Source organism: Variovorax sp. OV329, from assembly GCF_900114785.1.
Classification (GTDB): domain Bacteria; phylum Pseudomonadota; class Gammaproteobacteria; order Burkholderiales; family Burkholderiaceae_C; genus Variovorax.
The window spans coordinates 56,000-81,363 of sequence record NZ_FOUG01000016.1 but is presented as its reverse complement, the minus strand read 5'-3'; the positions used below and the strand labels follow the sequence as shown (position 1 = coordinate 81,363).

Here is a 25,364-nt window from a genome sequence, read left to right as displayed (position 1 = left end):
TCCCATGGCCTTTCGTGCCTGCCTCGTGCGGGCGCGCTGGCTCGCCTCGCCCCCGACTTCATCGCTTCAGGAGATTCGTCATGGCATTCCTCGCTGCACTCTATGGGCTGGTGGTGTATGTCTTCTTCCTCGCCACCTTCGTCTACGCGATCGGCTTCGTGGGCAACCTGCCGCTGTTGCCCAAGACCATCGACAGCGGGGCCAGCGCCCCGCTGGTCGAGGCGCTGTTCGTCAACCTGATGCTGCTGGGGCTTTTTGCCGTCCAGCACAGCGTCATGGCCCGGCGTGGCTTCAAGCGCTGGTGGACGCGGGTGATTCCCGAATCGGTGGAACGCAGCACCTTCGTGCTGGCTGCAAGCGCGGTCCTTGCACTGTTGCTGTGGCAATGGAGGCCCATTGCCGAGCCGGTACTGTGGATGGTGACCGACCGTGTGGGCCGCCTCGCCCTGCAAGTCGTGTTCTGGGTGGGCTGGGGCGTGCTGCTGACCAGCACCTTCCTGATCAACCACTTCGAGCTCTTCGGCCTGCGGCAGGTGTGGGCAAACTTGCGCGGGCATGCGCTGCCGGCCGGGGACTTCCGCACGCCGCTGTTCTACCGGCATGTGCGGCACCCGATCTACCTCGGCTTCATCCTGGCCTTCTGGGCCACGCCGACCATGACCGCCGGCCATCTGCTGTTCGCCGCGGCTTCCACGGGCTACATCCTGATCGGCATCTGGTTCGAGGAGCGCGACCTCATCGCACAGTTCGGCCAGCGCTATCAGGCCTATCGCCAGCAGGTGGGCATGCTGCTGCCCAGGCTCGGCGGGCGCGACCGGAAGGGACCCAGCCGGCCCTGATCCAGGCTGGACGACGCCGGGAAAGCCTTCCCGGTTGCCTCCACGCTCGTCAGAACAGGGTCTCCTGATCGACGTGGCGCCGGCTGGACCAAAGATCGACCAGAGCGTCGACTTCGGTGCTGAAGATCCTGGTCGTCTGCCCCTGCGCGGTGTGCAAGGTCGTGTGCAGGGTGCCGTCAGTGAATCGCCTGTAGTGGCCAAGGCACTCGTAGCCGAAAGGCGCCGCTGCACTGAAGGCATGCCGGCGCAGGAGCGCCCCGTGTACGAGCTGCACCCCGCGAAGACCCGAGGTGGTCACGAGCACATGGCGACCATCGTCTTGAAGGATGTTCTTGCCCGGGAGTTGCGTCAGAAAGTCGAGGGAGCGTGGGTACGGCGAAGATCCGGGTCGAGGCATGATTCCATGACTATCGGCAGCCTGAAAGAAAATTGAAGGCTGGATGCAATATCCGAGTCCTCGCCCATGTCTTGATAGACAGCTAAACTTCGTAGTTATCCTGTCTAATTCGGCAGGATACGCAAACCCGAAGGAGCACCCGGCCCGTGCTGGCTCATATCGAAGACCCCGCATCCGACACCACCCACGCACTGGCGGTGGAGTTGCGCATGCTGGCCGCGCAGTTGCGCCGCCGCCTGCGGCAGGAAGCCTCGGCCGCCGACTGGACCGAATCGCAGCGCGCCGTGCTGCTGCGGCTGGAGCGCCAGGAGGCCGCCACCGTGACAGAGCTGGCCGTCGCCGAGGGCGTGCGCTCGCAGTCGATGGGGGCCACCGTGGCCTCGCTGATCGAGGCCGGCTACCTCAAGGGCGCGCCCGATCCGGCCGACGGCCGGCGTACGTTGCTGTCGCTCACGCCGCAGTCACGCAAGGTGTTCCGCCAGGTGCGCGCCGCGCGCGAGGACTGGCTGCAGCGCGCCATCACCACCCGCTATTCGCCGGCCGAGCAGAAGCAGTTGGCGCATGCCGTGCAGTTGCTGGGACGGCTGCTCGACTGATCTTCGATCCAAGCTCGACCGAACGAGAAAGAGACACCATGCCCATCACGACCCTCGACTCGCGCACCGCCCTGGTTCTCGTCGACCTTCAGAAGGGCATCGTGGCCCTGCCAACAGCGGATCCTTCAACCGGGGTCGTTGCGCGGGCAGCCGAACTGGCGGTCGCCTTCCGCAGCAAGGGCCTGCCGGTGGTGCTGGTCAACGTGCTGGGCGGCGCGCCGGGCCGCACCGATCCGCAAGCCGCCCGTCCCGCGCCCGGCGCCGACTGGGCCGAGCTGGTGGCCGAGCTGCAGGCGCATCCGCAGGACATCCTCGTCAGCAAGAAGACGTGGGGCGCCTTCACCGGCACATCGCTGGAAGCCGCCCTGCGCGAGCGCGGCGTGACGCAGATCGTGCTGGCGGGCATCTCCACCAGCATCGGCGTCGAATCGACGGCGCGGCAGGCGCACGAGCTGGGCTTCCACGTCACGCTGGTGGTCGACGCCATGACCGACCTGAACGAGCAGGCGCATGCCAACAGCCTGGCGCGCATCTTCCCGCGCCTGGGCGAAACGGGCCTCACCAAGGACGTGGTCGCAATGCTGGAGACCCGGTGAGCACCTTCCGTTCGCTGCGCATCCGCAACTACCGCCTCTGGGCCGCTGGTGCGCTGGTGTCCAACGTGGGCACCTGGATGCAGCGCACCGCGCAGGACTGGCTGGTCCTCACCCACCTGACGGACCACAACGCCACGGCCGTCGGCATCGTGATGGCGCTGCAGTTCGGTCCGCAGTTGGCACTGCTGCCTTTCACCGGCCTCGCGGCCGACCGGCTCAACCGGCGCAAGCTGCTCATGGCCACGCAGGCGGCCATGGGGCTGCTGGCGCTCGGACTGGGGCTGCTCACCATCAGTGGCGCGGTGCAGCTGTGGCATGTCTACGTGTTCGCCTTGCTGCTGGGCTGCGTGGCAGCTTTCGACGCGCCGGCGCGGCAGACCTTCGTGGCCGAGCTGGTGTCGGAGGCGGAGCTTTCGAACGCGGTGGGGCTCAACTCCACCTCCTTCAACGCGGCGCGGATGGTGGGGCCGGCGGTGGCCGGGCTGGTGATCGCCGGCACGGGGCCGGGAGAGGCCTTCCTGCTCAACGCCGTGTCCTTCGTGGCGGTGCTGATCTCGCTGGCCTGCCTGCGCACGAGCGAACTGTTCGCGCGCCCGAGGGCGGCTGGCAGCCGCAAGAGCAGCCTGATGGAGGGCTTCCGCTACGTGTGGGCCCGGCCCGACCTGCGTGCCATCCTGGCCATGCTGTTCCTGGTGTCCACCTTCGGGTTGAACTTCCCGATCTTCATCTCCACCATGTCGGTCAGTGCCTTCCATGGCGGGCCGGGGCAGTACGGGCTGCTGTCCTCGACCATGGCGATCGGCTCCGTCACCGGCGCGCTGCTGGCCGCGCGGCGCGCGCAGCCGCGCTTCGGAATCCTGATGGTCGGTTCGGCGGTGTTCGGCGTCGGGACGCTGGCGGCGGCGCTGATGCCAAACGTCGTCGGCTTCGGCATCGCACTGGTGGTTACCGGCGTGGCGGCGCAGACGCTCACCACTTCCACCAACAGCCTGGTGCAACTGTCGACCGACCCGGCGCTGCGCGGGCGGGTCATCGCCATCCTGCTGGCGATCCTGCTGGGCAGCACGCCGCTGGGTGCTCCGGTGGTGGGCTGGGTGGCCGACACCTTCGGCCCGCGCTGGGCACTGGGCGTTGCCGCTGCCGGGCTGGCCTCCGCGGCGATCGGGCTGGGCTACCTGGTACGCTACCGCGGGCTCAAGCTGTGGCGGGAAGGGCGGCGGCTGCGCTACAGCGTGCAGCCGGTGGTCGGCGTGTCGCCGGAAGGCGTGACCGTGGCGGCCGCCAAGCCGGACAGCGTGAGCGCCTGAGCCGGTTCGCGATCAGGCCGGCGCGCCGGGCAGGCCGCGCCTGGCCTTGTGCAAACGGATCAGCTGCACCGTTACCCCCACGAGGAAGATCAGGAACACCACGCCGATGACCTTCGCCAGCAGCGGATCGTCCGGGCCGGTGAAGTAGGGCGCGCCCAGCGGCACGCGCGAGAAGGTCTCGGTAAAGCCCGGGATCATGTGGAAGAAGTAGGTGAGTGAATAGCACGCGGTGGCGACATAGGCCGACGCGGCGCCCAGCTTGCCGCGCCAGGCCACGGCCGCCAGGCCCAGCACGAGCAGGGTGATGATTCCCAGCATGTGGGGCGGCCCGAAGCCGCCGCGCTGGAAGATCCCGAAGCCGGTCAGGCAGGTAAGCACCGTTGCCCACACGTAGGTCCGGCCCAGGCCGTTGTCCGGAATGATGGCCTTGTCGCGCACGAGCGCCCAGGCGCCCGCACCCAGAGCGACCAAGCTGATGAGGGTGTGGACGGCGCCGAGGTTGGTGAGTCCGAGAATCATCGAGGGGCTCCTTTTCTCTGCATGAGTGAAACCGCGCGGCGCGAGGGTAGCGCGACCCTGCCCATTTATGGGCAACCATTCGTCGGTCCGGCACCCCAGGGCAAGACTGGTTGACATCTAAACATTTGAAAAGTAATGTAGATGCTTGATCCATCGACACAAGCAATTGGGGTGCCCGTTCATGAAAATCGCAATCCTGGGGGGAGGTCATGGCTGCTACGCCGCGGCCGCCGATCTGTCCGAAGCCGGCCATGAAGTGCGCCTGTGGCGACGCGACGCCGCCGCGCTGGCGCCGCTGATCGAGGCCGGTTCCATCCGCCTGAAAGACGCGCAGGGCGCGCGCGACGTGTCCATCGCCCTGGCCACCGCGAACATCGGCGACGCGATGCGCGGCGCCGAGCTCATCCTGATTCCCTCGCCCGCCATTGCGCAGGCCGACATCGCCCGCGCCATGGCGCCGCACCTGGTGGACGGCCAGGTGGTGTTCATTCCGCCCGGCACCTTCGGCAGCTATGTCATGGCGCAGATCGCGCGCGAGTCGGGCAGCCGGGCCGACGTGGCGTGGGCCGAGACCGGCACCTTGCCCTACCTGGCCCGCAAGCACGGCGAGCGCGAGGTCAACGTCACCATCCGCGCCATCCACCTGCCCACCGGCGTGTACCCGGCGCGCAAGGAGAAGGAGGCCATCGAGGTCATCCGCCGCGCCTACCCGGCGGTCCACGGCTGCGGCGATGCGCTCTCGGGCGCGCTGATGAACGCCGGCCCCATCATCCATCCGCCGCTGATGGTGATGAACGCCGCGCCGCTGCAGCACTTCGAGCGCTGGGACATCCACAACGAGGGCACGCAGCCCTCGGTGCGCGCCGTCACCGACCGGCTGGACCACGAGCGCATCGCGGTGCGCGACGCCTTCGGCCACGCCGGCCCGCACTACCCGCTGGCCGACCACTACAACAACGACAAGTGGATGTACGGCGACGCGCACAAGCAGCTGGTGAAGTCCGGCGACTGGCGCGAGCACATCGACCTGCACACGCACCGCTACATCGCCGAGGACACGGAGATGGGCCTGGCCTTCCTGGCCTCGGCCGCGCGCTACGCAGGCGTGGATGCGCCCATCGCACAGGGCATCCTGGCGATCGTGGGCGGCTTCCTGGGGCGCGACCTGCGCAAGGGTCCGCGCACCTTCGAATCGCTGGGCCTTGCCGGCCTGTCGCGCGACGCGCTGAAAGAGCGCCTGCATGAAGGCCGCTGACCCGCAAGGCCTGCCGCACGTCGTCGCGGTGGGCGCGGGCCGCATGGGTCGCGGCATCGCCATCGCCTTCGCCTACGCGGGCCACCGCGTGTCGCTGGTGGACCTGCGCACGCGAAGCGACGAGGCCTGGCGCAAGCTGGCCGACGAGGCGCGCACCGAGATCGAAGGCAGCCTGTCGGGCCTGGCCGCGCTGGGCGTGCTGGCGGCCGAGCAGGTGCAGGCCATCGCCCAGCGCGTGCAGCTGGTGCGTGCCGACGAGGCGCCCGCGGCGCTCGCCGCCGCCGAGCTGGTGTTCGAAGGCGTGCCCGAGACGCTGGAAGCCAAGCGCGAGGCCTTCGAGCACATCAACGCGCATTGCAGCGACGACGCCATCCTCACCTCGACGACCAGCAGCATCCTGGTCACGCAGATTGCGGAATTCGTGAAGCGCCCGCAGCGCTTCCTGAACATCCACTGGCTCAACCCGGCCTACGTCATTCCGGTGGTGGAGCTGAGCCACCACGACGGCACCGACCTGGCCGTGCTCACGCGGGCCAAGGCGGTGCTCGAAGGCATCGGCAAGCTGCCGGTGGTGTGCGGGCCCACGCCCGGCTACATCGTGCCGCGCCTGCAGGCGCTGGTGATGAACGAGGCGGCGCGCATGATCGAGGAGGGCGCCGCCACCGCCGAAGAGATCGACAAGGCCACGCGCTACGGCCTGGGCCTGCGCTTTGCCGCGCTGGGCGTGGTGGAGTTCATCGACTTCGGCGGCGCGGACATCCTGCACCACGCGAGCCGCGAGATGTCCGGCTCCATCGACGCTGCGCGCTACCGGGCGCCGGCCATCCTGGGACGCATGATGGAAGAGGGCCGCCTGGGCCTGAAGACCGGCAGCGGCTTCTACGACTACGCCGGCCGGGACGTGGCCGCCTACCGCGGCGACGTGCTGCTGCGCACGCTGGGCATGCTCAAGCATGCGGGCTTGTGGCGCGCGCCGGCCGAGGCCACGCGCGGCTGAAGCGCATGACCACGCCACCGATCCGCCGCGCCTTTGCCGAGCTGTCGGTAGGGCAGGTGCACTACGCAGAGTGCGGTGACGCCGCCGCGCCGGCGGTCTTGCTGCTGCACCAGAGCCCGCGCAGCTGGGCCGAGTACCGCGAGGTGCTTCCGCTGCTGGGCCGGCGCTTTCGCGCGATAGCGATGGACACGGTGGGCTTCGGCGATTCGGCGCCACCGCCCTGGGCGCCGAGCATCGAGCGCTGGGCGGGCGTCGCGGCAGAACTGCTGGACTCGCTGGGCATCGAGCGGGCGCACGTGGTGGGGCACCACACCGGTGGCGTGATCGCCGTGGCGCTGGCCGCGAACTTTGCGCAGAAGGTGGGGGCGGTGGTGCTCTCGTCCACGCCGTACACGAACGAGGCCTTCCGCATCGCCCGCGCCAAGCGCCCGCCCATCGACGCGGTGCAAGAGCAAGGCGACGGCACGCACCTGATGCAGATGTGGCGCAACCGCCAAGGCTTCTATCCGACGGACCGGCCCGAGCTGCTGCAGGCCTTCGTGCTCGATGGGCTCAAGGCCTCGGGCGACATCGAGGGCGGACACCGCGCAGTGGCGAGCTATCGGATGGAAGACGTCATCGCTCGCGTCACGCAGCCCGTGCTGCTGATCCGCGCGACGCAGGACCCCTTCGCCTCGCCACACGCGGCCGAGCTGGCCGAGCATCTTTCCGACGCGCGGATCGTCGACATCGAAGGCGGCATGGTGCCGCTGCCCGATCAACTGCCCGAGGCCTTCGCAGGCGCGGTGCTCGACTTCCTGGAAGGCCTGCGATGAAAGCGATTCGCGTCCACTCGTGGAACCAGCAGCCGCGGCTCGAAGACTTGCCCGATCCGTCACGCGCGCCGGGCCGCACGCTGGTGCGCATGGCCGCCGCCACCGTGGGCCATATCGACCGCACCGTGTGGGGCGGCCAGTTCATGAACCCGCCCGCCTTGCCCTATGTGCCTGGCGTCGAGGCGGCAGGCGTCGTGCTCGAAAGCGAGGTGTTCGCACCGGGCGAGCGCGTCTGGATCCGCGGCACGGGCCTGGACACGCGCTTCGACGGCACCTGGCGCGAGATCATCGATGCGCCCGATGCCGCCATCGGCCGCCTTCCCGAGGGCGTGCCGATGAGCCTGGGCTCGGCTTTCTTCTCTCCATCGACTTCCGCCTGGGTCGCCTTGCATGAGGTGGCCAAGGTGCGCGCCGGTGAGCGTGTGCTGGTGAGCGGTGCCAGCGGCGCGGTGGGCTCGCTGGCCATGCAGCTGGCGCGTGATGCAGGTGCCGAAGCGATCGCATGGAAGGCCGACGACGCTGCCTCAGGTTCCAAGGCCGACGTGTTGATCGACACCGTCGGCGGCCCGGTGCTCGCCGCTGCGCTGGAGCGCATCGAAGCCGGTGGCCGCGCGGTGCTGGTCGGCTACACCGCAGGCAACGAGATCGCCATCGACATCGCGCGCTTCCTGCAGCGCGACGTGAGCCTGCTGCCGCTGAACATGTTCCGCCGCGATGCGGCAGGGCGGGCCGCGGCGCCCGAACTGCTGGCGCGCCTGGCCGATGGGCGGCTGCAACTGCAGGTCACGGAATTCGCCCTGGCCGATGCCGCGCTGGCCATGCAGTGGATCACCCAACGCGGCCATCGAGGCCGCGCGGTACTCGTTCCCTGAACAGGCAGGCGGCGCGGCTCACGAATCCTCGTCGTCGTCCTCGACTTCGGCGGACAGGTTCTCGTGCAGCTCGATCATGCGGCGCAGCGTGCTCTTGAGCGCCTCGGCGCTTTCCAGGCCGAAGGGCGCGAGCACCCGGTCCTCATGCTCGCGCGCCAGTTCGATCAGGTCCCCCACCGTGCGCTCGCCCGCGTCGGTGATGCGCACCAGCGTGATGCGGCGGTCACTGTCGTGGGGCAGGCGTTCCACATGGCCCTTCTGGCTCATGCGGTCCAGCAGCCGCGTCACCGTGGGCTGCTTCATCACCGCGGTCTGCGCAAGCCGCCCGATGCTGATCGCTTCGCCGCCCGCCAGCGAGGCCAGCACCCGCCATTCCGAGACCGAGAAGCCCTGCTCACGCGCCACCCTGTGGAATTCGGAGGAGATCAGGTGGCTGGCCTGGGCAAGCAAGGCCGCCAGGTAGTCCTCGACAAAAGGCCGCTTCGGCACTGCCGGCTGCCGGCTTCGACGCGGGCTTTTGGCAGGCACGCTGCTTGCATGTCTAGGGTTATTCATGATTGTGGATAGATTCAGTTCTAAAGAATATACGCCCTGCGGATCGATTGTGTCCGAGGGTTTTCTAGGAGCAGCATGGCTGAGCGTTCCTTTGTCGAAGAAGTCAAGAAGCTGAAACTGGGCCAAGGCGAGGTTTTCAGCGGTGAGGGGATTCTGGCGGTGACCAAGGCACTGCTGGAATCCGGTGTCGCCTACGTGGCCGGCTACCAGGGTGCGCCCATCTCGCACCTGATGGACGTGCTGGCCGACGCGCAGGACATCCTGACCGAGCAGGGCATCCGGTTCGAGAACAGCGCGAGCGAGGCCACCGCGGCCGCCACGCTGGCCGCATCGGTGAACTACCCGCTGCGTGGCGCCGTCACCTTCAAGGCCACCGTGGGCACCAATGTGGCCTCGGACGCGCTGGCCAACCTGGCTTCGGGCGGCGTCACCGGCGGCGCGCTCATCATCGTGGGCGAGGACTACGGCGAGGGCTCCTCGATCATGCAGGAGCGCAGCCATGCCTTCGCGATGAAGTCGCAGATCTGGCTGCTGGACCCGCGCCCCAACCTGACGTCGATCGTCGAGTCGGTCAAGGCCGGATTCGACCTCTCCGAAGCCAGCAACACGCCGGTGATGCTGCAGCTGCGCATCCGCGCGTGCCACGTGCACGGGCAGTTCGTGGCCGGCGCCAACCGTCCGCCCGAGTTCACGCTGAAAGAGGCGATGGAGCAGCCGCAGCGCGACGTCAGCCGCATCGTGCTGCCGCCCGCCAGCTTCGTGCACGAGCAGGAGAAGATCAAGGAGCGCTGGCCTGCCGCGGTGAAGTTCATCGAGGAGCGGCGGCTGAACGAGTTCTTCGACGGCGACCACGGCGACCTGGGCGTGATCGTCCAGGGCGGCAGCTACAACACCATGATGCGCGCGCTGGAGCGCCTGGGTCTGGCCGACGTCTACGGCAACTCCCAGGTGCCGCTGTACGTGATGAACGTGGCCTACCCGGTCATCGACAGCGAGGTGCTGCGCTTTTGCGAAGGCAAGCGCGCAGTGCTGCTGGTGGAAGAAGGGCAGCCCAACTTCATCGAGCAGAACCTGGCCACCATCCTGCGCCAGGCCGGCGTCAGCGCGCAGCTGCACGGCAAGGACGTGCTGCCCGTCGCCGGCGAATACACCACGGCCGCGCTGCTCAAGGGCGCACGCGCCTTCTTCGAGCGCTACGGCCGCATCGAGCCGCAGCCGCTGCCCGCCCCGGTTCGCAAGATCATCCCCCTGGTGCAGGCGAAGGAGCTGCCCGCGCCGCCCGAGCCCGACCAGCCCATCGAGGAAGTGGTGCATGCGCGCCCGCCGGGCTTCTGCACCGGCTGCCCCGAGCGCCCCATCTTCAGCGCGATGAAGCTGGTGGAGCGCGAGCTGGGCCCGCACCACGTGAGCGCCGACATCGGCTGCCACCTGTTCTCCATCCTGCCGCCCTTCCACCTGGGCAACACCACCATGGGCTATGGCCTGGGGGCAGCCGGTGCGGCGGCGCTCAACGTGCCGGCGGGCAAGCGCGCGATCTCGGTGATGGGCGACGGCGGCTTCTGGCACAACGGTTTGACCAGCGGCATCGCCAACGCGGTGTTCAACCGCAGCGACAACCTGACCATCGTCGTCGACAACAACTACACCTCGGCCACGGGCGGGCAGGACATCCTCTCGTCCAAGGCGAACAACGCCACGCGCAGCACCGGCCACGAGATCGAGCAGGCGGTGCGCGGCGTGGGCGTGAAGTGGGTGAAGACCCTGCGCCGCACCTACGACGTGGCCGGCATGCGCGACACCCTGCGCGAAGCGCTGACCACCAAGGAAAAAGGCCCGAAGGTCCTGATCGCCCAGTCCGAGTGCATGCTCAACAAGCAGCGCCGCGAGAAGCCGCTGGTGCGCAAGGCCATGGCCGATGGCAAGCGCGTGGTGCGCGACAAGTTCGGCGTGGATTCGGACACCTGCACCGGCGACCACTCGTGCATTCGCCTCTCCGGCTGCCCTTCGCTGTCGATCAAGCCCAACCCAGATCCGCTGCGCAGCGACCCGGTGGCCACGGTGCTCGACAGCTGCGTGGGCTGCGGCAACTGCGGCGACGTGTCGCATGCGGCGGTGCTGTGCCCCTCCTTCTACAAGGCGCAGGTGGTGAGCAACCCCAGCGGCTGGGAGCGCCTGCGCGAGCGCATTCGCTCGGGCGCCATCGGCTGGCTGCAGCGCGGTGAGGCTAGGCGGCGAGAGCGCTACGCCTTCTGACCCCCTTCCCGAGAACAACGACAGAAGAACCCACGATGAACGCAGCGCAACCGATCAAGATCGCGATCCTAGCCATGGGCGGGGAAGGTGGCGGCGTGCTGGCCGACTGGATCGTCGACCTCGGCGAGCACAACGGCTACATCGCGCAGACCACCTCGGTGCCCGGCGTGGCGCAGCGCACCGGCGCCACCATCTACTACGTGGAGCTGTTCCCGCGCGAGCGCGCCCAGGCCGACGGCGGCCACCCGGTGCTGGCGCTGATGCCGCTGCCCGGCGACGTGGACGTGGTGCTGGCCTCCGAGCTGATGGAAGCCGGACGCGCGGTGCAGCGCGGCCTGGTCACGCCCGACCGCACGACGCTGCTGGCTTCCACGCACCGCGTGTATTCCATCGCCGAGAAGTCGGCCATGGGCGACGGCCGCGTGGACAGCACCGAGCTGCTGGCCCATGCCGCGCGTGCCGCCAAGCGCTTCGTGCGCTTCGACATGGCCAGGGCCGCGGAAGAATCGGGCAGCGTGATCAGCGCGGTGCTCTTCGGCGCGCTGGCCGGCACCGGCGTGCTGCCTTTCAGCCGCGCGCACTTCGAAGCCACCATCGAGCGCGGCGGCGTGGGCGTCAAGCCCAGCCTGCGCGCCTTCGGCTCGGCCTTCGATCGCGCGCAGAAGGAAGGCGATGCGGCGCAGCAGGAAGCCGCGCCCATCGTCCAGCGCGAGCCGGCGCCCACGCACCCCGAGGTGCGGGCCCTGGTCGAGGGCGTGCGCAAGGACTTTTCCGCCGATCTGCAGCCGGTGCTGCTGGAAGGCGTTCGCCGCCTGATCGACTACCAGGACACGGCCTATGCCGGCACCTACCTCGACCGCGTGCGCAAGGTGCAGGCGCTCAAGGTGGACGATGGCGGCCGCCTCGACGAGGCTGTCGCACGACACCTGGCGCTGTGGATGTCCTACGAGGACACGGCCCGCGTTGCCTCGCTCAAGACCCGCTCCAGCCGCTTCGAGCGGGTGCGCGGCGAATCGGGCGCCCAGGCCGACCAGCTGCTGGCCATCAACGAATACATGCACCCGCGCCTGCAGGAGATCTGCGAGACGCTGCCCGGCGGCCTGGGCCGCTGGCTGATGAACTCTGGCGCGCCGCGCCGCCTGGTGGAGCGCATGACGCAGAAGGGCCGCGTGGTGCGCACCAGCTCGCTGCGCGGCTACCTGATGCTGCGCACCGTGGCGGCCACCCGCCGCTGGCGCCGCAGCACCACCCGCTTCGCCGAGGAGAACGGGCTCATCGAGAACTGGCTGCAGCGCATCGGCGAAGTGGCTGCCTTCAACCCCGCCCTGGCCCTGGAAATCGCCCAGTGCCAGCGCCTGGTGAAGGGCTACAGCGACACCCACGAGCGCGGCAAGCGCAACTACGAACTGCTGATGGAGGCCGCCCGCAAGGCCGGCCCCACGCTGGCCCCCGCCACCCTGCGCGAGCTGCGCGATGCTGCCCTGGCCGACGAGCACGGCAAGCAGCTGCGCGCCAAGCTGGCGCAGTACGCGCTGGGCTGAAGGAGACAACAGCGATGACCCATCCAGCCCCCACCAACCTGAAAATGCGCGTCGTCGAGGCGCGCAGCCTGAACCCGCTGATCCGCATGCTGCGTCTGGCGGCCGAAGACGGATCGCAGCTGCCCGGCTTCACGGCCGGTGCGCACATCCGCGTGCAGGTGCGCCTGCAGGACGGCGCGCAGGACTGGCGCCACTACTCCCTCATCAACCCGCTGGCGCGTGCCGACGCGACCGATGCGCCGTCCGAGTACGTCATCGCGGTGCGCCGCGAGGACAGCGGCCGCGGCGGCTCGCGCTTCATGCACGAGGGCCTGCAGGCCGGCGACAGCCTGCTGATCGAGGCGCCCAAGAACGACTTCCCGGTGCACGCCGGCGGCGCCCGCGCCGTGCTGGTGGCCGGCGGCATCGGCGTCACGCCGCTGGTCAGCATGGCCGCGAGCCGCAAGGCCGCGGGCGCGCCGGTGCGCATGCACTACGCCGGCCGCAGCCGCGAGCTAATGGCCTTCCTGCCCGAGTTGCAGGCGCTGCTGGGCGATGACCTGCTGCTGCACACCGACGAGGAGGCCGGCGCCCCGCTGGACATCGGCAAGCTGCTGGACGGCTGCGGCGCGGACGACCTGCTGTATGTCTGCGGCCCCAAGGTGATGCTCGACGCCGTGCTGGCCGCCACCCAGGCGCGCGGCTGGACGCACGACCGCGTGCACTTCGAGCTCTTCACCGAGCCGGTGGTGGAGGAGGGCGACCACGCCTTCGAGTTGGTGCTGGCGCAATCGGGCCAGACCTACACCGTCCAGGCCGGCCAGACCATCCTCGATTGCCTGATCGATCACGGCTGCGACCCGATGTATGACTGCAAGCGCGGCGAATGCGGCGTGTGCGCCACGCCGGTGATGGAAGGCGAGATCGACCACCGCGACTACGTGCTCACCGCCCGCGAGAAGGCCGAAGGCAACGTGATGCAGATCTGCATCTCTCGCTGCAAGGGCAAGCGCCTCGTCCTGGACATCTAGCGCACCGCGACGAACAGAAGGAGACCCACGAATGACGAGCTACCGAGGCAACCCCGAGGCCATCCGCGCCCTGGTGCAGCCCGACCGCGTGCACCGCGACCTCTACATCAGCCAGGAGCTGTTCGAGCTGGAGCAGGAGCACTTCTTCGCCAACACCTGGAACTTCGTCGGCCACGACAGCCAGCTGCCCAGGAACGGCGACTACATCCAGGCCGAGATCGCCGGCCGCCCGCTGATCGTGGTGCGCCACAGCGACGGGTCGGTCAAGGTGATGATGAACCGCTGCGCCCACAAGGGCTCGCGCCTGGTCAATGCGTCCTGCGGCAACACCGGCAAGTTCTTCCGCTGCCCCTATCACGCCTGGACCTTCAAGACCGACGGCTCGCTCTTGGCCATTCCGCTGAAGAACGGCTACGAGGGCACGCAGCTGCACGAGTGCGAATCGGCCAAGGGCCTGACGGTGGTGAAGAACGTGCGCCTGTACCGCGGCTTCATCTTCGTGAAGATCAACGATGCGGGCCCGGACTTCGAGGAGTACTTCGGCGATTCGCTCAGCTCCATCGACAACATGGCCGACCGCTCGCCCGAAGGCGAACTCGAGATTGCCGGCGGGTGCCTCCGCTTCATGCACCAGTGCAACTGGAAGATGTTCGTCGAGAACCTCAACGACACCATGCACCCCATGGTGGCGCACGAGTCCTCGGCCGGCACCGCCAAGACCATGTGGGCCGACAAGCCGGCCGATGCGCCCAAGCCCATGGCCATCGAGCAGTTCGTGCCCTTCATGTCGGACTACAAGTTCTTCGACGACATGGGCATCCGCACCTACGACAACGGCCACAGCTTCACCGGCGTCAACTTCAGCATCCACAGCAAGTACTCCGCCATTCCCGAGTACGACGCGGCCATGAAGGCGCGCTACGGCGAGGAAAAGACGGCGCAGATCCTGGGCATGGCGCGGCACAACACCGTGTACTACCCCAACCTCACCATCAAGGGCGCGATCCAGGCCATCCGCGTGGTCAAGCCGATCTCGGCCGACAAGACGCTGATCGAAAGCTGGACCTTCCGCCTCAAGGGCGCGCCGCCCGAACTGCTGCAGCGCACCGCGATGTACAACCGGCTCATCAACTCGCCCTTCTCGGTGGTGGGCCACGATGACCTGCAGGCCTACCGCGGCATGCAGGCCGGCCTGCATGCCAGCGGCAACGAGTGGGTCAGCCTGCACCGCAACTACGACCCCGCCGAGCTGAAGGGCGGCGAGCAGACCACCGGCGGCACCAACGAGCTGCCGATGCGCAACCAGTACCGCGCCTGGGCCGAACGGATGACGGAGAACATGTGATGGCCGCCACCCCGATCACCCGCCAGGACCTGGTCGACTTCGTCGTGCAGGAGTCGCGCCTGCTCGATGCCAAGCGCTACGAGGAGTGGAAAGCGCTCTTCACCGACGACGCCTTCTACTGGGTGCCGGCCGTGCCCGACCAGGAAGACGGCATCAACCACTGCTCGCACATGTACGAGGACAAGCTGCTGCGCGAACTGCGCATCGAGCGCCTGAAGAGCCCGCGCGCCTTCTCGCAGCAGCCGCCCAGCCGCTGCCATCACCTGCTGCAGGTGCCGACGGTGGAACGCTTCGACGAGGAAGCGAAGGAATACCTCGTGCGCACCGAGTTCCACTACACGGAATCGCAGGGCGACGAGCTGCAGTTCTACGTCGGCACCTTCTTCCACCACCTCAAGGCGGTGGACGGCGCGCTGCGCATGACGCTCAAGCGGGTGAACCTGCTGAACTGCGACGCCGCGCTGACTGCCGTGCAGCTCTTCATCTGACGATGCCCATGAACACCGTTCACGATGTCTTTGCCGCGACGGCGGCCCGCACGCCGCAGGCCGAGTTCCTGTTCACCGAGTCGGTGACCGCCAGGGCCTACGGCATTGCCGCCGGTGCGTTGCACTGGGGCGAGGCTGCTGGCGAGGTCGCGCGTTTGCGCCAGGCCTACGAGAAGGCCGGCTGGGGCCACGGCCACCGCGTGGGCCTGCTGCTGGAGAACCGCCCGGCCTTCCTGCTGCACTGGCTGGCGCTCAACGCGCTGGGCGTGAGCGTGGTGCCCATCAATGCCGAGATGCGTTCGGCCGAACTGATCTACCTGATCGGCCACAGCGAGATCGGCCTGGCCGTGACGCTGCCCGAGCGCGCCGCCGACTTGCGCGCGGCGGCCGAGCAGGCCGGCGTGCCCTTCGCCACCATGGGCGCGGACGATGCGGTGCCGCAGGCCCCCAAGGCCGCGCCCCGTGCTGGCGATGCGATCGGCCCGCAGACCGAATGCGCGCTGCTCTACACCTCGGGCACCACCGGACGGCCCAAGGGCTGCATCCTGAGCAACGACTACTTCCTGGCCGCCGGCCAGTGGTATGCCGCGCTGGACGGCGTGTGCAGCATCCGCCCCGACACCGAGCGCGTCATCACGCCGCTGCCCCTCAACCACATGAACGCGATGGCGTTCTCGACCATGGTGGTGCTGACGGCCGGCGGCTGCCTGGTACAGCTGGACCGCTTCCACCCGAAGAGCTGGCTGGCCAGCGCGCGCGAGAGCCGGTCCACCATCGTCCACTACCTGGGAGTGATGCCGGCCATGCTGCTGTCCGCCGCGCCTTCGCCGGCCGACAGCGATCATGCGATCCGCTGGGGCTTCGGCGCCGGCGTGGACAAGAAGAACCACGCGCTCTTCGAGGAGCGTTTCGCCTTCCCCCTGGTCGAGGCCTGGGCCATGACAGAAACCGGCGCGGGCGCCTGCATCATGGCCAACCGCGAGCCGCGCCGCGTGGGCAGCAGCTGCTTCGGCCGCCAGCCCGACTTCCTGGACATGAAGCTGGTGGACGAGGAGGGCCGCGAGGTCGGTGCTGACACGCCCGGCGAGCTGCTGGTGCGCGCCCGTGGCGACGATCCGCGCCGGCACTTCTTCTCCGGTTACCTCAAGGACGAGGAAGCCACGCGCGAAGCCTGGGCTGACGGCTGGTTCCACACCGGCGACCTGGTGCGCCGCGATGCGGACGGCAACCTCTTCTTCGTCGACCGCAAGAAGAACGTGATCCGCCGCAGCGGCGAGAACATCTCGGCCGTGGAGGTGGAGAGCGTGCTCAACCAGCACCCCGCAGTGAAGGCCTCGGCCGTGGCGGCGACGCCCGACGAGGTGCGCGGCGACGAGGTGCTGGCCTGCATCGTGCTGCGCGAGGACATGAGCAACAACAACCCCGGGCAGCTCGCCGCCAGCATCGTCGACTATGCGCTGGCGCAACTGGCCTACTACAAGGCGCCGGGCTACGTCGCCTTCGTCGATGCCTTGCCGCTCACGCCTTCGCAGAAGATCCAGCGCGGCCAGCTGCGCGACCTGGCCCGCGCGCTGCCGGGCCAGCCGCAATGCCTGGACACGCGCGGCATGAAGAAGAGGCAGGCATGAGCAAGAGCCGACGCATGTCCTACGAAGGGGTGGCCGTCGCCGTGCCGGTGACGGTGCCCTATGTTCGCTACTCCACCCACACTGCCCACTGGTTCATCGGCCAGGCACTGGCAGCGCTGGTGAGGGAAAGCGGCATTCCCAAGAATGAGATCGACGGCCTGTGCCTGTCGAGCTTCTCGCTGGCGCCCGACACGGCTGTGGGTGTGACCCAGCACCTGGGCCTGTCGCCCCGCTGGCTGGACCACGTGCCCACCGGCGGTGCTTCAGGCGTGATGTGCCTGCGCCGCGCGGCCCGCGCCGTGCAGGCCGGCGATGCGGACGTGGTGGCCTGCGTGGCGGCCGACACCAACCACGTGGACTCCTTCCGCCAGACCCTGGGCGCATTCAGCAACTTCTCGCGCGACGCGACCTACCCTTACGGCTCGGGCGGGCCGAACTCCATCTTCGCCTTCATCACCGCCAACTACATGCGCACCTACGGCGCGAAGCGCGAGGACTTCGGCCGCATTGCGGTGGACCAGCGCACCAACGCGCTGGCCAACCCGAACGCGCTGTTCAAGAAGGGGCTGACCCTGGACGAATACATGGCGGCGCGGCCCATCTCCGACCCAATCCATCTGTTCGACTGCGTCATGCCCTGTGCGGGCGCCGAGGCCTTCCTGGTGATGAGCGAGGAAAAGGCGCGCGACCTGGGCCTGCCCCACGTGGTGATCCGCGGCGCCATCGAGCGCCACAACGCCTTCGCCGAGGACCCGGTGATGGTGCAGGGCGGCTGGCGCATGGACCGAGGCGACCTGTATGCGCAGGCCGGCATCCAGCCCAAGGACGTCGACCTCATCCAGACCTACGACGACTACCCGGTGATCGTGATGATGCAGTTCGAGGACCTGGGCTTCTGCGAGAAGGGCGAGGGCCCGGCCTTCGTGCGCGAGCACGGCCTGACCTACGCCGGCAGCTTTCCCAACAACACCAGCGGCGGCCAGCTCTCGGTGGGGCAGGCCGGTGCGGCCGGTGGGTTCCTGGGCATGACCGAGACCATCCGCCAACTGACGGACCAGGCCGAACAACGCGCCGTGAAGGACGCACAACTGGGCATGGTCTGCGGCTTCGGCATGGTGACCTACGACCGCTGCCTCTGTACCGGCGCGGTGATTCTCGGGAGGAGCGGCCAATGACCATGCCCCTGATGCGCCCCAAGCGCAAGAACCCGGTCCTGCGCACGCAGCAGATGAACCTGCCGCCCGCGCAGCGCGGCCGCGTTGCGCTGGGCATCACCGCCGCTGCGGCCGAGGGCCGCTTCGAATTGCAGCAGTGCGAGGACTGCGGCACGGTGCAGTACCCGCCGCGCGAGGCCTGCCACAAGTGCCTCTCGGCGCGTCTTCGCTGGCGCGCGCAGTCGGGCGAGGGCGAACTGTGCGCCCTCACCACGCTGCACCACAGCAACGACCTCTTTTTCCGCGAGCGCCTGCCCTGGCGCCTGGGCCTGGTGAAGCTCGATGCCGGCCCGACCCTCGTGGTGCACCTGCACGGCGAGGTGGGCGAAGCCCCGGCGCGCGTGCGCGTGGGCGCCCGGCTGGACCGCACCGGGCAAGCCGTACTCATTGGATTTCCGAACGAAGGGAGCCCCCACATGGCCGACGACAAGATGCTGCGCGAAATGACCAGCGACCCCAAGTTCCGCAAGGTGCTGGTCACCGATGGCAAGACCCCCGTGGGCCAGGCCCTGGTGCGCGCACTGGTGCAGGCCGGCGCCGACATCGTCTGGGTCGGCCATGCCGAGCCCTGGAAGAAGACCGGCGGCCTGGAAGACATCACGGCCTTGCCGCAGGTGACGCTGGTGCCGCTGGACCTGACCAACGGCCGCTCGGTGACCGAGCTGGCCGGGGAGATCGGCGGCAAGGTGGACATCGTGATCAACAACGCCGAGGTGCACCGCACCTTCGGCATCGGCTCGCGCCGCGGCACCGACGTGGCCAAGGCGGAGATGGACATCAACTACTTCGGGCTGCTGCGCCTGGCGCAGGAGTTCGGCCCGGCGCTCAAGGGCCGCTCGGCCGACGGCGTGACCTCGGCCACGGCCTGGGTCAACCTGCTGTCGGTGTACGCGCTGTCCAACTTCCCGCCGCACGGAACCTTCAGCGCGTCCAAGGCCGCGGCTTATTCGCTGGCGCAATGCCTGCGTGCCGAGATGCGGCCGGCCGGCATCCGCGTGATCAACGTGTTCCCCGGCCCCATCGACGACGAGTGGAACCAGCACATGCCGCCCCCCAAGCTGGCGCCCGCGGGCCTGGCCAGCGCCATCGTGAAGGCGCTGCGCGATGGCGTGGAGGACGTGTACCCGGGCGACGTGGCGCAGGAATGGCTGGAGCGCTGGCGCGACAACCCCAAGGTGCTCGAACGCGAACTGGCCGCCGGCGGCTGAAGAAGACTCAAGGAACAGAACGATGACGACCGAGACCCTGACTTTGCTTGGCGGCCTGGTGGGAGCGCTGGCCAGCGGACGCGTCCGCGTGGTCGACCTCACGCAGACGCTCACGCCCGAGTTCCCGCAGATCGCGCTGCCGCCCGAGATGGGGCAGTGCTGGCCCTTCCGCATCGAGGAAGTCTCCAAGTACGACGAGCGCGGCCCCGGCTGGTACTGGAACAACTTCTCCTGCGGCGAGCACACCGGCACGCACTTCGACGCGCCCATCCACTGGATCTCCGGCCGCGACCTGCCGAACAACTCGGTGGACACCATCCCCGTGCAGCACTTCGTGGCGGCGGCCTGCGTCATCGACTGCTCCGAGCAGGTGAAGAAGAACCACGACTACCTGCTCAGCGTGGAAGACATCGAGCGCTTCGAGGCCGCCCACGGCCGCATCCCGGCCGGCGCCTGGGTGCTGATGCGCACCGACTGGTCCAAGCGCCACGACCCGGAGGCCTACCAGAACTTCGACGAGACCGGCCAGCACACGCCCGGCCCGAGCAGCGAGGCGGTGCGCTTCCTGGTGGAGCAGCGCGACGTGCTGGGCTTCGGCTCCGAGGCCATCGGCACCGATGCCGGCCAGGGCTACCACCTTCGCCCACCGTACCCCTGTCACTACTACATGCACGGGGCGGGGCGCTACGGCCTGCAATGCCTGAGCAACCTCGACCAGCTGCCGCCCACCGGCGCGGTGCTGATCTGCCCGCCGCTGAAGATCCAGAAGGGCAGCGGCAGCCCCCTGCGCGTCATGGCGCTGGTGGAGGGCTGAAGCGATGAGCAGCGAAGCCAGCATCTCGCGCGTGGCCATCGTGACCGGCGGCAGCGCCGGTATCGGCAAGGTCATCTGCGAGCACCTGCTCAGGGACGGCTGCGAGGTCATCTCGCTGTCGCGCCGCCATGCCGACATCGACCACCCGAAACTGCACAGCATGGAGGTGGACTTGATGGACCGCCAGGCCACCCTGCAGGCGGCGGCCGAGGCGGCGAAAAAGTTCGAGGTCAACACCCTGGTGCACAACGCCGGCGTGATCCGCGGCGCGCTGCTGCCCGAGGTGAAGCTGGACGACCTGGACGCCCTGGTGGAACTGCACCTGGGCTCGGCCATCGCGCTCACCCAGGCGGTGCTGCCGACCATGAAGGCGCAGCGCTTCGGGCGCATCGTGCTGATGTCCTCGCGCGCCGCGGTGGGCGCCGTCACGCGCACCAGCTACTCGGCCACCAAGGCCGGCATGCTGGGCATGGCCCGCACCTGGGCGCTGGAGCTGGCGCCCGAGGGCATCACCGTCAACGTGGTGGCGCCGGGCCCGATCCGCACCGACATGTTCTACGACGTGATCCCGGCCGACAGCGAGCGCGAGCGGGCGCTGCAGGCGTCCATCCCTGTGCGGCGCATCGGCGAGTCGGCGGACGTGGCGCGGGCCGTGTCCTTCTTCACCGACCCGGCCAACAGCTACGTGACGGGCCAGGTGCTGTACGTGTGCGGCGGCACCAGCGTCGGCGCGCTCACGCTTTGAACAACCGCCAGACGGCGTAGGTAGTTCCCCTTCTCAGCAAACCCGAAGAACACGAATATCCTTTAGTCCTGAACATTTGATAAATCATCTGTTGAGGCCTCGATTCTTTTTCCACCATCGACCAACGAACCCAAGAGGAACGTCATGAAAGTTTCCGCGCGTCTTTGCCTCCGCACCGGCCTTGCCTTCGGCCTCGGTGCACTCGCCGTGGCCCAGGCCTTCGCGGCCGACCTCAAGGTGGGTTTCATCACCTCGCTGTCGGGCCCGGTGTCTTCGCTGGGCATTCCCTACGACAAGGGCATCAAGGCCGCGCAGGCCTACAAGTCGGAGGTGGCGGGCAACAAGATCGTGATGGTGGCGCTGGACGACGCCTCCGACCCCAGCACGGCGGCGCGCAACGCACGCAAGCTGATCGAGGAGGACAAGGTCGACGTCATCATCGGCACCGCCGGTTCGCCGGGCGCGCTGGCCATCGCCGCCGTGGCGCGAGAGACCAAGACGCCGCTGATCTCCATCGCCAACGCCAACCTGCCGGGCGAGGAGGGCGCGTGGATGGTCACGCTGCCGCAGCCCGCGCCCTTGATGGTGAGCGCGGTGGTCGAGAAGATGAAGGCCTCGGGCGTCAAGTCGGTCGGCTACATCGGCTTCTCCGACGCCTGGGGCGACCTGGTCTATGACGCGCTGCAGAAGAGCGCGGGTCCGGCCGGCATCAAGGTGATCGGCAACGAACGCTATGCGCGCGCCGACAGCTCGGTGGCGGGCCAGGTGCTCAAGATCGTGGCGCAGAAGCCCGACGCGGTGATCACCGGCACCTCGGGCACCCCCGGCGCGCTGCCCTACCTGGCGCTGCAGGAGCGCGGCTACAAGGGCCAGATCTACGGCACGCATGCGCTCATCAACCCCGACTTCGTTCGCGTGGGCGGCGCCTCGGTGGAAGGCCTGCTGGCGCCCACCGGCCCGGTGATCGTGGCCGAGCAGCTGCCCGAGTCGAACCCCATGCGCAAGGTGGCGATGGACTTCCGCGCCGCCTACCAGAAGGCCAACGGCGCCGCGCCCACCGATGCCTTCTCGGCCTATTCCTTCGACGCCTGGCTGGTGATGCTCGATGCCGCCAGCCGCACCAAGGGCGAGCCTGGCACGCCCGCCTACCGCGTGGCCCTGCGCGATGCCATCGTCTCCACCAAGGAGCTGGTGGGCACGCACAGCGTCTACAACTTCAAGCCCACCGACCGCTACGGCTCGGACGAGCGCTCGCGCGTCATCGTGAAGCTCGAAAAGGGCCAGTGGAAGCTCGTGAACCAATAAGAAGCACATGAAGACCAAGTACAAGCTCCTCGCGCTCGCCGCGACCGCCCTGGCCGCCGCGCAGGCCTTCGCCGCCGACACCATCAAGATCGGCTTCATCAGCTCGCTATCCGGCCCCGTGGCCGCGCTGGGCATCCCGTACGAGAAGGGTATCCGCGCGGCCATCGCAGAGAAGCCCACCATCGCCGGCCGCAAGGTCGAGCTGATCGTGCTGGACGACGCCTCCGACCCGACCACCGCCGGCCGCAACGCCCGCAAGCTGGTGGTGGACGACAAGGTGGACGTGCTCATCGGCACCTCGGGCGTGCCCGGCGCCATGGCCATCGCCGCGGTGGCCAAGGAAACCGGCACGCCGCTGATCTCGCCCACGCCGGTGGTCATTCCCGGCCCCGAGGGCGCGTGGACGGTGACCGTCTCGCAGCCCTTCCCGCTGATGGTGGCGGCCGTGGTCGAGCGCATGAAGAAGGCCGGCGTGAAGACGGTGGCCTTCATCGGCTTCTCCGACGCGCTGGGCGACCTGGCCTACGACTCGCTGGCCAAGAGCGCCGAGCCGGCCGGCATCAAGATCGTCGCCAACGAGCGCTATGCACGCTCCGATTCGTCGGTGGCGGGCCAGGTTCTGAAGATCGTGGCGCAGCGGCCCGACGCGGTGTTCGCCGGCAACTCCGGCACGCCTGGCGCTCTGCCCTACCTTGCATTGCAGGAGCGCGGCTACAAGGGCCAGATCTACGGCACGCACGGCCTCATCAACGCCGACTTCGTGCGCGTGGGCGGTGCTTCCATCGAAGGCCTGCAGGTGCCCAGCGGCCCGGTGCTGGTGGCCGACCAGCTGCCCGACAGCAACCCGATCAAGAAGGTCTCCATGGCCTTCCGCAGCAGCTACCAGAAGACCAACGGCGCGGCGCCCACCGACGCCTTTTCTTCCTACACCTACGACGCCTACCTGTTGCTGGCCGATGCCGCCGCGCGCGCCAAGGGCGAGCCGGGCACACCGGCCTACAAGACGGCGCTGCGCGATGCCATCGTCTCCACCAAGGAGCTGGTGGGCACGCACGGCGTCTACAACTTCAAGGCGGACGACCGCTATGGCTCGGACCAGCGCGCGGTCGTGATCGTGCGCATCGAAAAGGGCCAGTGGAAGCTGGCCCAGTAAGCGCGTCCTGAACGAGGCGAACGACCATGTACCGTGAACAGCCCGAACGCATCCGCGCCCTGGTGCAGGAGGACCGCGTGCACCGCGACCTGTACCTGAGCCAGGAGCTGTTCGAGCTGGAGCAGGAACACTTCTTCGCCAACACCTGGACCTACCTGGGCCATGCCAGCCAGGTGCCCAACGCGGGCGACTACCTGACGCAGGACATCGCCGGCCGGCCGCTCATGATGGTGCGGCAGGCCGACGGCGGCATCCGCGTGATGTTCAACCGCTGCGCCCACAAGGGCTCGCAGCTGGTGAGCGACAGCTGCGGCAACACCGGCAAGTTCTTCCGCTGCCCCTACCACGCCTGGTCGTACAAGCTGGACGGCTCGCCACTGGCCGTTCCGATCAAGGCCGGCTACGAGGGCACGCGCCTGAAGGAGTGCGAGTCGGGGCAGGGCCTGAGCGCGGTGCCCGGCGTGGCCGTCTACCGCGACTTCGTCTTCGTGCGCCTGTCCTCGCAGGGCCGGTCCTTCGAGGACTACTTCGGCGAGGCGCTGCAGTCCATCGACAACCTGGTCGACCGCTCGCCGGTAGGAAAGCTGACCCTTGCCGGCGGCGCCATGCGCAACATCATCCATTGCAACTGGAAGATGTACCTGGAGAACATCAACGACACGGTGCATCCGCTGTCCACGCACGAGTCGGCCACCCGCGCCGCCAATGCGCTGTGGGCCGACAAGGCACCGGATGCGCCCAAGCCGATGGCCATGGAGCAGATCCTGCCCTTCGGCGCCGGCTACGAGTTCTTCGACAACATGGGCGGCCGTGTGCTGCCGCACGGCCACAGCGTGCTGGGCACGCGCTTTTCCATCCACTCCAGCTACGCGCGCCTGGGCGACTACGAGGACGCCATGCGCGCCGCCCATGGCGAGGAAAAGGCCACGCAGATCCTCACGCGCTCGCCGCAGAACTCAGTGCTCTTCCCCAGCCTTTCGGTCAAGGGCTCGCCGCAGGCCATCCGCGTGATCCGGCCGCTGGCCGCCAACCGCACCCTGGTGGAGGCCTGGGCCTTCCGGGCCGAGGGTGCACCCGAATTACTTTTCGAGCGGGCCTTGAGCTACAACCGCCTGGTCTTCTCGCCCATGTCGGTGGTGGCGCACGACGACGTGCACCTCTTCGAGAGCATGCAGAAGGGCCTGAAGGCCGAGGGCAACGAATGGATCAGCCTGCACCGCGACCACCGCCCCGGCCCCGATGGCGCGGGGGAGCTGGCACCGCAGGACGTCAATGGCACCAGTGAACTGCTGATGCGCAATCAGTTCCGGGCCTGGGCCGATTTCATGACCTTGCGCATGGGAGCCACCGCATGACCGGCGTGCCGAGCGATCCGCTGCTGCGCGAGACGGCCCTGTGCGACTTCGTCGCGCAGGAGGCGGCGCTGCTCGACGAAGGCCAGTACGAGCAATGGCTGGACCTCTTCACCGAGGACGGCCGCTACTGGGTGCCGTTGCTGGGCCGCTTCCAGGAAGACGTGCATTCGCACAACTCCATCGCCTACGAGGACCGGCTGCTGCTGCAGCTGCGCATCCAGCGCCTGCGCGACTCGCGCGCCCATTCGCAGCATCCGCCCAGCCGCTGCCAGCACGTGCTGCAGATCTCGCGCGTCGAGGACGTGGACGAGCAGGCCGGCACTGCCGTGCTGCGCACGCCATTCCTCTACATCGAGGCACGCGGCGAAGAGCAGCTGATGCTGGCCGGCAGCTACCGCCACCTGCTGGTGCGCACCCCCGAGGGCCTGCGCATGCAGCAAAAGCGCGTGGACCTGCTGGGCGCGGAACGTGCATTGCCTGCGGTGCAACTGTTCATCTGATCTGCCTTTCTTTCCTTCTTTTCAGCCATCGAAACCAACCCATCGAGGAGCCCCGTG

25 protein-coding genes are annotated in these 25,364 nt (G+C 68.5%); 22 read left to right on the top strand and 3 right to left on the bottom strand.

Annotated elements, in window-relative coordinates; genetic code table 11:
* Positions 1-80: 80 nt before the first annotated feature.
* Positions 81-839 carry a methanethiol S-methyltransferase gene (mddA, locus tag BM345_RS22705; RefSeq protein WP_093384032.1) on the top strand — a complete coding sequence of 253 codons (759 nt, stop codon included), beginning with the start codon at positions 81-83 and terminating at the stop codon, positions 837-839.
* 49 nt (positions 840-888) lie between these two features.
* Here the strand turns inward: mddA and BM345_RS22700 are convergent, their stop codons facing one another.
* On the bottom strand, positions 889-1,143 hold the full coding sequence (locus BM345_RS22700; protein ID WP_093384030.1) for a hypothetical protein: 255 nt from the start codon (positions 1,141-1,143) through the stop codon (positions 889-891).
* Between the two features lie 239 nt (positions 1,144-1,382).
* Between BM345_RS22700 and BM345_RS22695 the strand changes: the two genes are divergently transcribed.
* Genes BM345_RS22695 through BM345_RS22690 form a run of 3 tightly spaced genes read left to right on the top strand, consistent with a single transcriptional unit; the run spans position 1,383 to position 3,735 of the window.
* The gene (locus BM345_RS22695) at positions 1,383-1,832 is read left to right on the top strand and encodes a MarR family winged helix-turn-helix transcriptional regulator (RefSeq protein WP_254789918.1); all 450 of its coding nucleotides are present in this window, start codon (positions 1,383-1,385) and stop codon (positions 1,830-1,832) included.
* A gap of 38 nt (positions 1,833-1,870) precedes the next feature.
* Positions 1,871-2,428 carry an isochorismatase family protein gene (locus BM345_RS30640; protein WP_254789916.1) on the top strand — a complete coding sequence of 186 codons (558 nt, stop codon included), beginning with the start codon at positions 1,871-1,873 and terminating at the stop codon, positions 2,426-2,428.
* Positions 2,425-3,735: an MFS transporter gene (locus BM345_RS22690; protein WP_254789915.1), complete on the top strand. Its 1,311-nt coding sequence runs from the start codon at positions 2,425-2,427 to the stop codon at positions 3,733-3,735. The genes BM345_RS30640 and BM345_RS22690 overlap by 4 nt, the downstream gene beginning before the upstream one ends.
* 12 nt (positions 3,736-3,747) lie before the next feature.
* On the opposite strand, the gene BM345_RS22685 is transcribed toward BM345_RS22690, so the two are convergent.
* The gene (locus BM345_RS22685) at positions 3,748-4,254 is read right to left on the bottom strand and encodes a DUF2306 domain-containing protein (RefSeq protein WP_093384024.1); all 507 of its coding nucleotides are present in this window, start codon (positions 4,252-4,254) and stop codon (positions 3,748-3,750) included.
* A gap of 181 nt (positions 4,255-4,435) precedes the next feature.
* Here BM345_RS22685 and BM345_RS22680 point away from each other — a divergent pair, with 181 nt between their 5' ends.
* From BM345_RS22680 to BM345_RS22665, 4 genes are read left to right on the top strand one after another with little or no spacing between them, the layout of a single operon-like run.
* Positions 4,436-5,509: an NAD/NADP-dependent octopine/nopaline dehydrogenase family protein gene (locus BM345_RS22680; RefSeq protein ID WP_093384021.1), complete on the top strand. Its 1,074-nt coding sequence runs from the start codon at positions 4,436-4,438 to the stop codon at positions 5,507-5,509.
* Positions 5,496-6,506 carry a 3-hydroxybutyryl-CoA dehydrogenase gene (locus BM345_RS22675; RefSeq protein ID WP_093384019.1) on the top strand — a complete coding sequence of 337 codons (1,011 nt, stop codon included), beginning with the start codon at positions 5,496-5,498 and terminating at the stop codon, positions 6,504-6,506. Before BM345_RS22680 ends, BM345_RS22675 begins: the two co-directional genes overlap by 14 nt.
* A gap of 5 nt (positions 6,507-6,511) precedes the next feature.
* Complete coding sequence (locus BM345_RS22670; RefSeq protein WP_093384184.1) at positions 6,512-7,321, top strand: alpha/beta fold hydrolase; 810 nt, start codon at positions 6,512-6,514, stop codon at positions 7,319-7,321.
* Complete coding sequence (locus tag BM345_RS22665; RefSeq protein WP_093384015.1) at positions 7,318-8,193, top strand: quinone oxidoreductase family protein; 876 nt, start codon at positions 7,318-7,320, stop codon at positions 8,191-8,193. Before BM345_RS22670 ends, BM345_RS22665 begins: the two co-directional genes overlap by 4 nt.
* Before the next feature lie 18 nt (positions 8,194-8,211).
* On the opposite strand, the gene BM345_RS22660 is transcribed toward BM345_RS22665, so the two are convergent.
* Positions 8,212-8,682 (bottom strand): MarR family winged helix-turn-helix transcriptional regulator, encoded by a 471-nt coding sequence (locus tag BM345_RS22660; RefSeq protein ID WP_254789913.1) that lies wholly within the window; start codon positions 8,680-8,682, stop codon positions 8,212-8,214.
* A gap of 141 nt (positions 8,683-8,823) precedes the next feature.
* Here BM345_RS22660 and BM345_RS22655 point away from each other — a divergent pair, with 141 nt between their 5' ends.
* From BM345_RS22655 to BM345_RS22590, 14 genes are all read left to right on the top strand, one after another.
* Positions 8,824-11,001 (top strand): thiamine pyrophosphate-dependent enzyme, encoded by a 2,178-nt coding sequence (locus tag BM345_RS22655; RefSeq protein ID WP_093384010.1) that lies wholly within the window; start codon positions 8,824-8,826, stop codon positions 10,999-11,001.
* Between the two features lie 35 nt (positions 11,002-11,036).
* Positions 11,037-12,542 (top strand): indolepyruvate oxidoreductase subunit beta family protein, encoded by a 1,506-nt coding sequence (locus BM345_RS22650; protein ID WP_093384007.1) that lies wholly within the window; start codon positions 11,037-11,039, stop codon positions 12,540-12,542.
* 14 nt (positions 12,543-12,556) lie between these two features.
* Positions 12,557-13,552: a PDR/VanB family oxidoreductase gene (locus BM345_RS22645; RefSeq protein WP_093384005.1), complete on the top strand. Its 996-nt coding sequence runs from the start codon at positions 12,557-12,559 to the stop codon at positions 13,550-13,552.
* A gap of 31 nt (positions 13,553-13,583) precedes the next feature.
* Entirely contained in the window at positions 13,584-14,897 is a 1,314-nt protein-coding gene (locus BM345_RS22640; protein WP_093384002.1) for an aromatic ring-hydroxylating dioxygenase subunit alpha, read from the top strand.
* Positions 14,897-15,385, top strand: a complete 489-nt coding sequence (locus tag BM345_RS22635) for an aromatic-ring-hydroxylating dioxygenase subunit beta (protein WP_093384000.1) — start codon at positions 14,897-14,899, stop codon at positions 15,383-15,385. Before BM345_RS22640 ends, BM345_RS22635 begins: the two co-directional genes overlap by 1 nt.
* Before the next feature lie 2 nt (positions 15,386-15,387).
* A complete protein-coding gene (locus BM345_RS22630) occupies positions 15,388-17,013 on the top strand; it encodes an AMP-binding protein (RefSeq protein ID WP_093383997.1) in 1,626 nt (541 codons plus the stop codon).
* A complete protein-coding gene (locus BM345_RS22625; protein WP_093383995.1) occupies positions 17,010-18,188 on the top strand; it encodes a thiolase family protein in 1,179 nt (392 codons plus the stop codon). Before BM345_RS22630 ends, BM345_RS22625 begins: the two co-directional genes overlap by 4 nt.
* A complete protein-coding gene (locus BM345_RS22620; protein WP_093383992.1) occupies positions 18,185-19,435 on the top strand; it encodes an SDR family NAD(P)-dependent oxidoreductase in 1,251 nt (416 codons plus the stop codon). Before BM345_RS22625 ends, BM345_RS22620 begins: the two co-directional genes overlap by 4 nt.
* Positions 19,436-19,457: 22 nt before the next feature.
* Complete coding sequence (locus BM345_RS22615; RefSeq protein WP_093383990.1) at positions 19,458-20,249, top strand: cyclase family protein; 792 nt, start codon at positions 19,458-19,460, stop codon at positions 20,247-20,249.
* Positions 20,250-20,253: 4 nt separating this feature from the next.
* Positions 20,254-20,994 carry an SDR family oxidoreductase gene (locus BM345_RS22610; RefSeq protein WP_175545118.1) on the top strand — a complete coding sequence of 247 codons (741 nt, stop codon included), beginning with the start codon at positions 20,254-20,256 and terminating at the stop codon, positions 20,992-20,994.
* A gap of 144 nt (positions 20,995-21,138) precedes the next feature.
* Positions 21,139-22,299, top strand: coding sequence for an ABC transporter substrate-binding protein (locus BM345_RS22605; RefSeq protein WP_093383987.1), 1,161 nt, complete (start codon positions 21,139-21,141; stop codon positions 22,297-22,299).
* Between the two features lie 7 nt (positions 22,300-22,306).
* Positions 22,307-23,452 carry an ABC transporter substrate-binding protein gene (locus BM345_RS22600; RefSeq protein ID WP_093383985.1) on the top strand — a complete coding sequence of 382 codons (1,146 nt, stop codon included), beginning with the start codon at positions 22,307-22,309 and terminating at the stop codon, positions 23,450-23,452.
* Between the two features lie 26 nt (positions 23,453-23,478).
* The gene (locus tag BM345_RS22595) at positions 23,479-24,807 is read left to right on the top strand and encodes an aromatic ring-hydroxylating dioxygenase subunit alpha (protein ID WP_093383982.1); all 1,329 of its coding nucleotides are present in this window, start codon (positions 23,479-23,481) and stop codon (positions 24,805-24,807) included.
* Positions 24,804-25,307 carry an aromatic-ring-hydroxylating dioxygenase subunit beta gene (locus tag BM345_RS22590; RefSeq protein WP_093383980.1) on the top strand — a complete coding sequence of 168 codons (504 nt, stop codon included), beginning with the start codon at positions 24,804-24,806 and terminating at the stop codon, positions 25,305-25,307. The genes BM345_RS22595 and BM345_RS22590 overlap by 4 nt, the downstream gene beginning before the upstream one ends.
* Positions 25,308-25,364: the final 57 nt, after the last annotated feature.